The sequence below is a fragment of the Catenuloplanes sp. NPDC051500 genome (genome assembly GCF_044454585.1).
Lineage (GTDB): Bacteria > Actinomycetota > Actinomycetes > Mycobacteriales > Micromonosporaceae > Catenuloplanes.
The window spans coordinates 183420-195197 of the sequence record NZ_JBITDX010000006.1; the positions used below are offsets into that span (position 1 = coordinate 183420).

Below are 11778 nucleotides of genomic sequence, written 5' to 3' on the forward strand. Positions count from 1 at the left end.
CTCCTGCCTCGGAACACCTTGCGACTACCTAGCCCGCCTTGCGGACCCGCGCCTCGAGGTGTTCCCGCGAGGCCGCCGGCGTGCTGTCCGCGAACGACTGCAGTGCCTCCCGGGCCTCCGGTGAGACCTCCTTCGGCACCTGCACCTCAAGTGTGACCAGCAGATCGCCGGTTTCGCCATCCCGCTTCGGCACACCCTTGCCGCGGGCGCGCAACACCCGACCACTCGGAGTTCCCGGCGGAACGCGGAGAGTGACAACGCCATCCATCGTGGGCACCCGCAGGTCCGTGCCGAGCACCGCCTCCGCGAACGTGATCGGCACGGTGAGCGTCAGGTTGTCCCCGCTACGGGTGAACAGGTCGTCGCGGCGCACCTTCACCACCACGTAGAGATCGCCGGGCGAACCGCCGCGATCACCGGGCTCGCCCCGGCCGGAGAGCCGGATCCGCTGCCCGTCCGCGACGCCTGCCGGAAGCCGGACGTTGAGCGTGCGGGTCTTCGTCACGCCGCCGGTGCCACGGCACTCCGGGCACTTGTCGTCCACGATGGTGCCGACGCCCTGGCACTCCTTGCACGGCTCCGAGAAGCTGAACGAGCCCTGGTTGCGCTGCACCAGGCCGGAGCCGCGGCAGGTCGGGCAGGTCCGTGGCTGGGTGCCGGGCTTCGCGCCGTTGCCGTGGCAGACGTCGCAGACGCCGGGCGCCCGCAGCGTGATCGGCAGCGTGGTGCCCTGCACCGCGGCGGCGAAGTCTATGGTCACCTCGGTCTCGACGTCGCGGCCACGGTTCGGCCCCTGGCGCCCGCCGCCTCCGCCGGAAAATATCGAGCCGAAGAGGTCCGAGAAACCGGCGCCACCGAACCGCCTGTCGCCTGCGGCCTGACCCGCAGCGCCGCCGCCCGTGTTCACGCCGCCGAACAGGTCGGAGACGTCGAACGGGAACGCCCCACCGGGTCCGCCGGCGCCACCCGGACCGCCCGCCCGGGCGTTGCGGCGGAACGCGCCGGAGCCGAAGAGCGCGCGCATCTCGTCGTACTCCTTGCGCTTCCGCTCGTCCGACAGGACGTCGTACGCCTCGGAGACCGACTTGAAACGCTCCTCCGCCTCGCTGTTACCGGGGTTGTGGTCCGGGTGCAGCTCGCGGGCGAGTTTGCGGTACGACTTCTTCACGTCGTCCTGGGAGGCGGACTTCGGCACGCCGAGAACGGAGTAGAAGTCCTTTTCCAGCCAGTCCTTGGAACTCACCTAATCCACCTCCTGCTGGCTATCCAGCGTTCCCCAAGTGCATGAGACCGGCCGGGTGGCCCGCCGCAGCGAGCCACCCCGGCCGGTCGGAGATCACTCCGGGTCTGCAACCGCCACGAGAGCGGGCCGCAGCAGCCGGTTGCCGAGCTCGTAGCCGCGCCGCATCACGTCGATGCAGGTCGGCTCCGTCACATCGGCGGAGGTCAGGTGCGCCACCGCCTCATGCTTGTTCGGATCGAAGGCGTCGCCCTTCTCGCCGAACGCGGTCAGGCCGAACTTGCCGATCGCTGCCGAGAGCTGGTCCGCGACGCTTGCGAACGGGCCGACCAGGTCGCCGTGCTCGCGCGCCCGGTCCAGATCGTCGAGCACCGGCAGGAGCGCGGAGAGCACCGAAGCGGTGGCCTGCTCGCCCTGCGCGGCGCGGTCCCGCTCGACCCGCTTGCGGTAGTTCGCGTACTCCGCGGTGACCCGCTGGAGGTCGCGCGTGCGCTCCTCCAGATCGGTGCGGAGCGCCTCGTCGGCCGGGGCGGAAGAAGGTGACTTGGCCGCGTGCCTGGCCGCGTGCCTGCCGACCCGCTCCACCTTCTCCGCCTCCTGCTCCGACTCGGTCTCCGCCGTCACCGTGGTCTCCTCGGCGGGCTCCCCGGCCGATTCCTCTGCGGGTTCGTCCGGGAGGACGACCTCGGCGTCGAGCACCTCGTCGGGCTCGATCACCTCGGGCTTCTCGTCCTTCTTGGCCTTGGGATTGACGACGGAAGGATCGATCTTCCGCCGGTCCCTTATGACGACCCGCTCGGAACCCTCGGAACGCTCGCGCTCCGCCGAGGATCCGGCCTTGTCGCCCGGCTTCTTGTCGTCGGTCATGCCCTCACCTCACCTCGCACACGTGCCACAGCGTCCCGTGGGATCACTTCTTGTCGTCCTCGTCGATGATCTCGGCGTCCACGACGTCATCCTGCGCGGCCTTCGGGCCACCGGCCGCACCCGCGCCCGGAGCACCCGCACCCGCACCCGGACCCGCCGCACCCGGCGCGCCCTCGGCACCGGCCTGCTCGGACTGCTGCTGGTAGAGCAGCGAGCCGGCCTGCTGGGAGACGGTCGCCAGCTTCTCGTGCGCCGACTTGATCGCCTCGATGTCGGTGCCGCCAAGCGCGCCGCGCAGCTCGCCGAGCGCCTCGCCGATCTGGTCCCGGGACTCGGCCGGCAGCTTGTCGCCGCTCTCCGCCAGGAACTTCTCGGTCTGCCACTGCAGCTGCTCGGCCACGTTGCGGGCCTCGGCGTCGTCGCGGCGGCGCTTGTCCTCGTCCGCGTGGTCCTGCGCCTCGCGCATCATGCGCTCGATGTCGTCCTTCGGCAGCGCGGAGCCGCCGGTGATCGTCATCGACTGCTCCTTGCCGGTGCCCAGGTCCTTCGCGTTGACGTGAACGATGCCGTTCGCGTCGATGTCGAAGGTGACCTCAACCTGCGGCACGTTGCGCGGCGCCGGCGGGAGGCCGGTCAGCTCGAACGTGCCGAGCTTCTTGTTGTACGCCGCGATGTCCCGCTCGCCCTGGAAGACCTGGATCAGCACGGACGGCTGGTTGTCGTCCGCAGTGGTGAAGACCTCGGAGCGCTTGGTCGGGATCGTGGTGTTGCGCTCGATCAGCTTGGTGAAGATGCCGCCCTTGGTCTCGATGCCCAGCGACAGCGGGGTCACATCGAGCAGCAGGACGTCCTTGACCTCACCCTTGAGCACACCGGCCTGCAGCGCGGCGCCGACGGCCACGACCTCGTCCGGGTTGACGCCCTTGTTCGGGTCACGGCCGGTGAGCTGCTTGACCAGGTCGGTCACCGCGGGCATACGCGTCGAGCCGCCGACCAGGATGACGTGGTCCACGTCGGAGACGCGCACGCCGGCGTCCTTGATCGCCTGCTCGAACGGGCCCTTGCAGCGGTCCAGCAGGTCCTGCGACATCCGCTGGAACTCGGCGCGGCTGAGCGTCATGTCCATGTGCAGCGGACCGGCCGGGCCGGCCGTGATGTACGGCAGGTTGATGCTCGTGGTGGTCGCGGCGGAGAGCTCGATCTTCGCCTTCTCCGCGGCCTCCTTCAGGCGCTGGAGGGCCATCTTGTCCTGGCCGAGGTCGATGCCGTGCTCGCCGCGGAACGTCTTGACCAGGTGGTCGATGATCCGCTGGTCCCAGTCGTCGCCGCCCAGCAGGTTGTCACCGGAGGTCGACTTGACCTCGATGACGCCCTCACCCAGCTCCAGCAGCGAGACGTCGAACGTGCCGCCGCCGAGGTCGAAGACCAGCACGGTCTGCTCGGCGGTGCCCTTGTCCAGCCCGTACGCCAGGGCGGCCGCGGTGGGCTCGTTGACGATGCGGAGGACGTTGAAGCCGGCGATCTCGCCGGCCTCCTTTGTCGCGGTCCGCTGGGCGTCGTTGAAGTACGCCGGGACGGTGATGACCGCGTCCGTGACCTGCTCGCCGAGGTACGCCTCAGCGTCGCGCTTGATCTTCATGAGCACCCGCGCGGAGATCTCCTGCGGGCTGTACTTCTTCCCGTCGATGTCGATCGACCAGGTCGAACCGATCTCGCGCTTGACCGAACGAATGGTCCGGTCCGGGTTGGTGACAGCCTGACGCTTCGCGACCTCGCCGACCAGCACCTCGCCGTTACGGGCGAAGGCCACGATCGAGGGAGTGGTACGCGACCCCTCGGCGTTGGCGATCACGGTCGGCTCGCCGCCTTCGAGAACGCTCACGCAGGAATTCGTCGTGCCCAGGTCGATGCCGACCGCACGTGCCATGTTTCTTCCTCACTTCACATCTCGAACCGCGACCCCGAAGAGGCCGCAGACTTACTTCCGACCGCACCCGCCCCCGAGCGCGACAAGACAAGTTGAGTGGACCGGACTCAATAGTGCCACGATCACCACAACCGTCAAGCCGAGAGTTGAGCGCGTCACGCGCAAGTTTATCCGCCGGAAGTCGGGGGTACCTCGGAACCCACCTGATCGGGCACCCTTATTACTCTGGCCGGGCGCTCGCGGGGAGCGTGACCGTGTCTCCGGGGAGAACTGTGCAGACTCGCGGTGAGCTCACCCCCGCCTCGCTTGCCGAGGCGCTCGACCACCTGCGCTCGGTGGTCGCCGAAACGTCGTACCCCCTGGTCATGCCCTCTGCGGCAGCGGCCAGGGAAGCGGGCGCGGCGCTCGTGGACCAACTCGACGACTATCTGATACCGCGGCTGGCCCGGCTGGACGCGCCGCTGCTGGCCGTGGTCGGCGGTTCCACCGGCGCGGGCAAGTCCACGCTGGTCAACAGCCTGGTCGCGGCGAAGGTGACAACGGCCGGCGTGCTCCGGCCGACCACCCGGGCGCCGCTGCTGGCCGCGAACCCGGCCGACCTGGAGTGGTTCCGCCGCGGCGAGCTGCTGCCCGGTCTGACCCGCACCACGGAGCCGAGCACCGACCCGAAGAGCCTGCAGCTGGTCGGTGTGCCGACAATCACGTCCGGGCTCGCGCTGCTTGACGCGCCGGACATCGACTCGGTGGTCGACGCGAACCGCGCGCTCGCCGGGCAGCTGCTCGCGGCCGCGGACCTGTGGGTCTTCGTCACCACCGCCGCCCGGTACGCGGACGCGGTCCCCTGGGGACTGTTGCGCACCGCCCGGCAGCGCGGCACCGTGATCGCCATGGTGCTGGACCGGGTTCCGCCGGAGGCCGCCGAGGAGATCGCGGCCCATCTGAACGAGATGCTCCGGGACAACGAGCTGGGCGCCGCGCCGCTGTTCATCGTGCCGGAGACCCGGCTCGCGGCGGACGGGCTGTTGCCGCCGTCCGCGATCGGCGATCTGAGCGCGTGGCTCGGCTACCTGGGCGCGGACGCGGGAGCGCGGGCCGCAGTGGTCCGCCGCACGCTTGACGGCGCGATCGCCGCGACCGCCGCCACCACCGCGTCGCTGGCCGCTGCCGCGGAGGAGCAGGTCTCCGCGGCCGGGACGCTTACCGAGCGAGTGACGAACGCCTACAACGGCGCGAACCGGGCGGTGGCGAACGGCGTCGAGGACGGCCGGCTGCTGCGCGGCGAGGTGCTGGCCCGCTGGCAGGAGTTCGTCGGCACCGGCGAGCTGATGCGCACGCTCGAGGCGCAGATCGGGCGCCTGCGGGACCGGGTCGTCGCCACGCTTACCGGGCGGCCCGCACCGGGGCACGCGCTGCGGTCCGCGATCGAGAGCAACCTGGTCACACTGATCCGGGGCGCGGCCGACGAGGCAGCCGAGGCGGCGTACGCCGGCTGGCAGGCACATCCGGCCGGCTCCGCGCTGCTCTCCGCGCCGCTCAGCCACGCCGCACCGGACCTGCCGGACCGCGCGGAACGCCTGATCCGCGACTGGCAGCGGCACGTGCTCGACCTGGTCCGCACCGAGGCCGGCGACAAGCGCGCGCTTGCCCGAGGAACCGCCTATGCGGTCAACGCGACAGGTCTGCTGGTGATGGTGGTGGTCTTCGCGTCCACCGCGTTCATCCCGACCGGGGCGGAGGTCGCTGTCGCGGGCGGCACCACGGTCGCGGCGCAGAAGGTGCTTGAGGCTATCTTCGGCGACCAGGCGATCCGCACGCTTGCCGCGAAGGCACGCACCGAACTGCTGGACCGGGTCGCCGCGCTGCTGGCCGAGGAGGCCGCGCGCTTCACCGAACTGGTCGGGCCGGTCGAGGACTCAGCCGGCCGGCTGAGAGAGGCGGCACTACACGTGGAGACCGCACGCGGACACGCGGGCCTGGTGACGCCGTGAGCGGCGGCCTGGTGTCCCGGATGCGGGACGCGCTGGCGCCATCCCGGACGCTCGACGCGGACAGCCTGCTGCGCCGCGTCGAGGCGCTGAACCGGTTCCTGCGCTCGGTCGACGGCCTGCTCCCGCCGGACCGGCTTACCGGCGCGCACACAGTTGTCGAGCGCGCGGACGCCCGGCTCGCGCTGTCCCGCGAGCACACGGTCGTGGCGCTCGCCGGCAGTACCGGCAGCGGCAAGTCCAGCCTGTTCAACGCGCTCGCCGGTTTCGCGCTGTCGCCGGTCGGCATGCGCCGGCCGACCACAGGTGAGGCGCACGCCTGCGTCTGGGGCTCCCTGGAGGGGGCGAACGCGCTGCTCGACTGGGTCGGCGTGCTGCCCCGGCACCGGTTCGTCCGGGAGAGCGCGCTTGACGGCAACGACCACACCGCGCTGCACGGCCTGGTCCTGCTCGACCTGCCGGACTTCGACTCGGTACGCCGCCAGCACGCCACCGAGGTGGACCGGCTGCTCGGCCTGGTCGACCTGATCGTCTGGGTGGTCGACCCGCAGAAGTACGCGGACCGCACGATCCACGACGTCTACCTGCGCCAACTCAAGTCCCACGCGGACGTGACAGTTGTGGTGCTCAACCAGGCCGACCGGCTGGCCGGCGAGGAGCAGGAGGCGGTCGTCCTGGACCTGCGCCGGCTGCTCGCCGAGGACGGCCTGCCGGACGTGCCGGTGGTCGCCACGTCCGCGGTGCGCGCCCCGGCGCTGTCGCCGCTGCGGATGGTGCTTGAGCGGACCGTGGTCGCACGCCAGGCCGCGCTCATGCGCCTCTCCGCGGACGTCGACGCGACCGCCGCCCGGCTCGGCGAGCTGGTCGGGCCGGCCGCGGCGGAGGACACGGTGGACCGCGCCGCGGTGGCCGCGCTCGTCGACGCGTTCGCGGTGATGGCGGGCGTGCCGGCCGTGGTGGAGGCGACCGAGCGGGCGTACCGGCACCGCGCGGCCGGACTGACCGGCTGGCCACTGCTGCGCGGTCTACGCCGCCTGCGCCCGGACCCGCTTCGCCGCCTGCACCTCGACCTGCCCTCCTCCGGCCCCACCGACGGGCTGCTGGACGGTCTCTCCGAAGAGGCGGACCGCCCCGCACCACTTCCGGCAAGTTCGGTGCCGGACCCGGACGCGTCCCAGCGGTCCGCGGTGAAACTCGCGGTCCGGCAGGTCGCGGACCGGGCCGCCGCCGCGCTGCCCGAGCCGTGGCGCCCCGGCGTACTTGACGCGGCCCGCTCCCGCCTCGACGACGTGCGCGACGCGCTCGACTCCGCGGTCGCCGGCACCGATCTCGGCCTGCGCACCCCGATCTGGCAGCGGCTGACCGGCTTCACCCAGTGGCTTGTCACGCTTGCCGCCGGGATCGGCCTGGGCTGGTTGATCGTCGGCTACGCGATCCGCGCGCTCGGCCTGCCCGCGCTCGACTACCCGGACGTCGGCGCCACGCCGCTGCCGACAGTCCTGTTCCTCGGCGGACTGCTGGCCGGCGGGCTGCTGGCGCTGCTTGTCCGCCCGGTCATCGCGCTTGCCGCCCGGCGTGCCCGGCGGCGGGCCGACCAGCGGCTCCGCGCCGAGGTCACCACTGTCGCCCGGAAGCATGTGGTGGCGCCGGTCCGGGAGGTTCTGCAGTCCTACGCGCGAGCCCGCGAGGCCATGGCTCTCGCCCGGTCGGATCACGCGTAGGCTCGACCCCATGCCCGCACCCCGGACGCCGCACGATGCCGTGCTCGAGGCCGCCCGCGACGTCGTCAAGCTCGACTGCGCCTACGACGCCGAGCTGCTCGGCACCGCGCTGCTGGGCAGCATCTACGACCTGGCGGAGAGCGCCCGGGCCGATGCGTTGCGCACGTTCGTCGGTGACTTCCTGACCGTCACGGCGGACCGCACGACGCCTGCTGCCGCGGCCATCCGGCAGATCTTCGCGACGCTGGTCCCGGACGCGAAGGGCGCGTCCGCGCTGCGTCCCGCCCCGGGCGTGCCGTCCTGGGCCGGGCTGCTCGGCCGGGTCCGGTGCACCGGCACCTGGGCGTACGGCGACGTCTACGGCGACCAGACCACGTACATCGCGTCGTTCGCGTACGACGACGAGTCGCTCGGCGGCCCGGAGCACGCGGTCGTGACGCTTGTCGACCACAACATCGGCATCGCGAAGGACGTGTTCGTCAGCGGCTCGGCCGAGAAGATCGTCGGGCAGGTCCGCGCGCTGTGCGCGGAGGACGAGCTAACCTGGTTCCGCGACGAGGCGCCGGAGCGGCTGCGCGATCAGGTCGCCCGTCACCTGGCGATCACCGACGACCTGACAAGCCTGCCCACCGCGTCGTCGCTGTCCACGGACCGCGCGCTGGCCGGCGCCCGGCTGGCAGTGCTGCCCGGCGACTCGGTGGAGCTGCCCGGCCCGGAGCGGCTCACCGATGCGTCCCGGTCCGCGCTTGTGGCGGACTTCCTGCGGTCTCCGGAGGCGGAGTCGCAGCAGCTCGACCTGCTGGAGACCGAGACCGAGCGCTCGTCGCTGCAGTTCAGCGTGGGCCTGGTGATCGACCACGCCTCGACGCTTCCGGACGCGGACCCGCTGCGCTGGAGCCCGGCCGTGGCCGGCTTCTTCCTGCTGGACTGGGTGCACCGGCGCGCGGTGCTTGACGTGGACGACGCCGCGATGCTGCCCCGCGTGGTCCGCGCCTGGGCCGCCTACGCGCACCGCCGCCGCGAGCTGCCGGACGCCGCGGTGTCCGCCTCGATCGCGCAGCTGGAGGACGTGATCCCGGAGTTCGTCCGGCTCTTCACGACCGGCGAGCAGCGCAGCCCGGCCACGGCCGCGGTGGCGCAACTGCTGGCCGAGGGTGTGGACCCGCAGGACCCGGACGCGCTGGAGGCATGGCTCGAGGCCCGCCGCCAGCCGCCCGCCGAGGACTGACCCCGAGATCAAGACCAGAGGGCCGCTTTCCCACTCTGTGGGTGGTTGCGGCCCGCATGCTCCCGCGGCCGCCGGTCCCGCCGTGGTCGGGGAAACCCATCAACCCCCACCATCACGCAGCCGGTACGGCATCAGGATCACCGCCGGCGGCCCGAGCATGATCGACGCGGGGGATGGCGGCGCGAGGAACGGCACGACCGGCCCTGACGGCGCGGCCGAGGTGCGGGCAAGTTCGCTCGCGCCCGCGTTCAGCAGCGCCAGCACCGGCAGCGAGGCGAGCGCGACGAGCAGCGCGACAGTGGCCACGAACCGCTGCGGTGAGCCGGTGAGTCCGGAGGCGCGACCAGACACCCGCCCACCTCCTTCACCCTCGGTTCCGGATTAGTAACGCTATGTTCGGAGTATGGGCACGTTTCGTACGAAATATCGATCTTTATTGGGTTGGCTGAAACACCCGCGACATATTTGCGATCGAGGACATCTGTAATCCAGCTCACCTTCTTGCGAGGATGGAGCCAGGTCGGCCTCGACGTGACCGGGCACACCATGCCCGGCCGGTTGCAACCTGGTCGGCACCCCTCGCACCACGCGGCAACCCTCACCCGGGCTAGGCGTGACCGGGGGGACCGCTCTCCGGCAGCCCGCCGGCGGGCGGAGCGAGAGGCGTGCCGCAGGAAACCCCCGCCACGCCCCCGATGCAGAGGGAGAAGCCTGTGCCCCAGCCATCCACCCCTGAGCTCGTCCAGCTCCTGACCCCCGACGGTGAACGCATCGATCGCGCCACCGGGCCGGACGGTACGGAGTACTCCGTCGAGTTCACCGACGAGGAGTACCGCGAGCTCTACCGCGACCTGGTCACGGTCCGCCGGCTGGACGCCGAGGCGACCGCGCTGCAACGCCAGGGCGAGCTGGGCATCTGGGCGAGCCTGCTCGGGCAGGAGGCGGCGCAGGTCGGCTCCGGCCGCGCGCTGCGCCCGCAGGACATGGTCTTCCCCACCTACCGCGAGCACGGCGTGCTCTACTGCCGCGGCATCGACCCGATCATGCCGCTCAGCCTCTTCCGCGGCGTCGACCAGGGCGCGTGGGACCCGATCAAGTACCGCTTCGGGATGTACACGATCGTCATCGGCGCACAGACGCTTCACGCCACCGGGTACGCGATGGGCATCACCAAGGACGGCAAGGTCGGCGGCGACGACGGCGAGGCGGTGATCGCCTACTTCGGCGACGGCGCGACCTCCCAGGGCGACGTGAACGAGGCCTTCATCTGGTCCGCGGTCTACACCGCCCCGGTCGTCTTCTTCTGCCAGAACAACCAGTACGCGATCTCCGAGCCGATCGAGCGCCAGACCCGGGTGCCGCTCTACCAGCGCGCGGCCGGCTTCGGCTTCCCCGGCGTGCGGGTCGACGGCAACGACGTGCTGGCCACCTACGCGGTCACCCGGCATGCGCTCGACCACGCGCGCGGCGGCCAGGGCCCGACGCTGATCGAGGCGTACACGTACCGGATGGGCGCGCACACCACGTCTGACGATCCGAGCCGGTACCGGCCGCAGGCGGAGACGGAGGCGTGGCAGGCCCGCGACCCGATCGCCCGGCTTGCCGCGTTCCTGCAGAAGCAGCGGATCGCGGACGACTCCTTCTTCGCGGAGGTCGCCGAGGAGTCCCGGCTGAAGGCGGTTGACCTGCGTGAGCGAGTGCTCACGATGGCGGATCCCGAACCGAGTTCGATCTTCCAAAACGTCTACCCTCATGGATCGCCACTGCTCGACGAGGAGCAGGCACGGTTCGCGCAGTACCGCACGTCGTTCGAGGGGAGCGCATACTGATGGCCGCAGAGGTTCTGACCCTCGGCAAGGCGCTCAACGTGGGCCTTCGGCGCTCGCTCGAGCGGGACGCCAAGGTCGTCATCATGGGTGAGGACGTCGGCAAGCTCGGCGGCGTCTTCCGGATCACCGACGGTTTGCAGAAGGACTTCGGCGAGGACCGGGTGATCGACACCCCGCTTGCCGAGTCCGGGATCATCGGCACCGCGATCGGCCTGGCGCTGCGCGGCTACCGCCCGGTGTGCGAGATCCAGTTCGACGGCTTCGTCTACCCGGCCTACGACCAGATCGTCAGCCAGGTGGCGAAGATGCACTACCGCTCGCGCGGCCTGGTGCGCCTGCCGATCGTGATCCGCATCCCGTTCGGCGGGGGGATCGGCGCGGTCGAGCACCACTCCGAGTCCCCCGAGGCGTACTTTGCGCACACCCCCGGCCTCAAGGTCGTGACCTGCTCGAACCCGGCGGACGCGTACACGATGATCCAGCAGGCGGTCGCGTCCGACGATCCGATCATCTTCCTGGAGCCGAAACGCCGCTACTGGGAGAAGGGCGAGGTCGACGCGGAGGCGACGCCTTATCCACTGCACTCCTCGCGCGTGGTCCGCTCCGGCTCGGACGTGACGGTGGTCGCCTACGGCCCGATGGTCCGCACCGCGCTTGACGCCGCCACAGCTGCCGGTGAGGACGGCCGCCAGCTCGACGTGATCGACCTGCGCAGCCTGTCGCCGCTGGATCTGGGGCCGGTCTACGAGTCGATCCGCCGTACCGGCAGGTGTGTGGTGGTGCACGAGGCACCGTCCAACGTCGGCCTCGGCGCGGAGATCGCGGCCCGGGTCACCGAGGAGTGCTTCTACTCACTCGAGTCGCCGGTGCTGCGCGTCACCGGCTTCGACACGCCGTACCCGGCTGCCCGGGTCGAGGAGGAGTACCTGCCGGACCTGGACCGGGTGCTCGACGCCGTCGACCGCACCTACGGCTGGTGAC

General features: G+C 71.2%; 9 protein-coding genes. 5 read left to right on the top strand and 4 right to left on the bottom strand.

What is annotated here, in order from left to right:
- Nucleotides 1-28: 28 nt before the first annotated feature.
- The 3 genes from dnaJ to dnaK all read right to left on the bottom strand — a co-directional run bounded on the left by dnaJ (nt 29) and on the right by dnaK (nt 4034).
- The gene (gene dnaJ / locus ACIA8K_RS14710) at nt 29-1243 is read right to left on the bottom strand and encodes a molecular chaperone DnaJ (protein WP_396058838.1); all 1215 of its coding nucleotides are present in this window, start codon (nt 1241-1243) and stop codon (nt 29-31) included.
- 93 nt (nt 1244-1336) lie between these two features.
- The gene (gene grpE / locus ACIA8K_RS14715) at nt 1337-2107 is read right to left on the bottom strand and encodes a nucleotide exchange factor GrpE (protein ID WP_396058840.1); all 771 of its coding nucleotides are present in this window, start codon (nt 2105-2107) and stop codon (nt 1337-1339) included.
- A 43-nt stretch (nt 2108-2150) separates the two neighbouring features.
- Complete coding sequence (gene dnaK / locus ACIA8K_RS14720; RefSeq protein ID WP_396058842.1) at nt 2151-4034, bottom strand: molecular chaperone DnaK; 1884 nt, start codon at nt 4032-4034, stop codon at nt 2151-2153.
- Between the two features lie 365 nt (nt 4035-4399).
- Here dnaK and ACIA8K_RS14725 point away from each other — a divergent pair, with 365 nt between their 5' ends.
- Genes ACIA8K_RS14725 through ACIA8K_RS14735 form a run of 3 tightly spaced genes read left to right on the top strand, consistent with a single transcriptional unit; the run spans nt 4400 to nt 8968 of the window.
- Nucleotides 4400-6022 carry an ABC transporter gene (locus ACIA8K_RS14725; RefSeq protein WP_396059236.1) on the top strand — a complete coding sequence of 541 codons (1623 nt, stop codon included), beginning with the start codon at nt 4400-4402 and terminating at the stop codon, nt 6020-6022.
- A gap of 20 nt (nt 6023-6042) precedes the next feature.
- Entirely contained in the window at nt 6043-7740 is a 1698-nt protein-coding gene (locus tag ACIA8K_RS14730) for a GTPase (protein ID WP_396059238.1), read from the top strand.
- A 10-nt stretch (nt 7741-7750) separates the two neighbouring features.
- Nucleotides 7751-8968: a hypothetical protein gene (locus tag ACIA8K_RS14735; RefSeq protein ID WP_396058844.1), complete on the top strand. Its 1218-nt coding sequence runs from the start codon at nt 7751-7753 to the stop codon at nt 8966-8968.
- Between the two features lie 99 nt (nt 8969-9067).
- Here the strand turns inward: ACIA8K_RS14735 and ACIA8K_RS14740 are convergent, their stop codons facing one another.
- Entirely contained in the window at nt 9068-9319 is a 252-nt protein-coding gene (locus ACIA8K_RS14740) for a hypothetical protein (RefSeq protein ID WP_396058846.1), read from the bottom strand.
- Nucleotides 9320-9663: 344 nt separating this feature from the next.
- Here ACIA8K_RS14740 and pdhA point away from each other — a divergent pair, with 344 nt between their 5' ends.
- Nucleotides 9664-10797 carry a pyruvate dehydrogenase (acetyl-transferring) E1 component subunit alpha gene (pdhA, locus tag ACIA8K_RS14745; protein WP_396059240.1) on the top strand — a complete coding sequence of 378 codons (1134 nt, stop codon included), beginning with the start codon at nt 9664-9666 and terminating at the stop codon, nt 10795-10797.
- Complete coding sequence (locus tag ACIA8K_RS14750) at nt 10797-11777, top strand: alpha-ketoacid dehydrogenase subunit beta (protein WP_396058848.1); 981 nt, start codon at nt 10797-10799, stop codon at nt 11775-11777. Before pdhA ends, ACIA8K_RS14750 begins: the two co-directional genes overlap by 1 nt.
- Nucleotide 11778 lies beyond the last annotated feature (1 nt).

Coding starts and splice junctions, on each gene's coding strand:
- grpE (WP_396058840.1), bottom strand. CDS start 2,107: ATGACCGACGACAAGAAGCCGGGCGACAAGGCCGGATCCTCGGCGGAG.
- dnaK (WP_396058842.1), bottom strand. CDS start 4,034: ATGGCACGTGCGGTCGGCATCGACCTGGGCACGACGAATTCCTGCGTG.
- ACIA8K_RS14725 (WP_396059236.1), top strand. CDS start 4,400: ATGCCCTCTGCGGCAGCGGCCAGGGAAGCGGGCGCGGCGCTCGTGGAC.
- ACIA8K_RS14730 (WP_396059238.1), top strand. CDS start 6,043: ATGCGGGACGCGCTGGCGCCATCCCGGACGCTCGACGCGGACAGCCTG.
- ACIA8K_RS14735 (WP_396058844.1), top strand. CDS start 7,751: ATGCCCGCACCCCGGACGCCGCACGATGCCGTGCTCGAGGCCGCCCGC.
- pdhA (WP_396059240.1), top strand. CDS start 9,664: ATGCAGAGGGAGAAGCCTGTGCCCCAGCCATCCACCCCTGAGCTCGTC.
- ACIA8K_RS14750 (WP_396058848.1), top strand. CDS start 10,797: ATGGCCGCAGAGGTTCTGACCCTCGGCAAGGCGCTCAACGTGGGCCTT.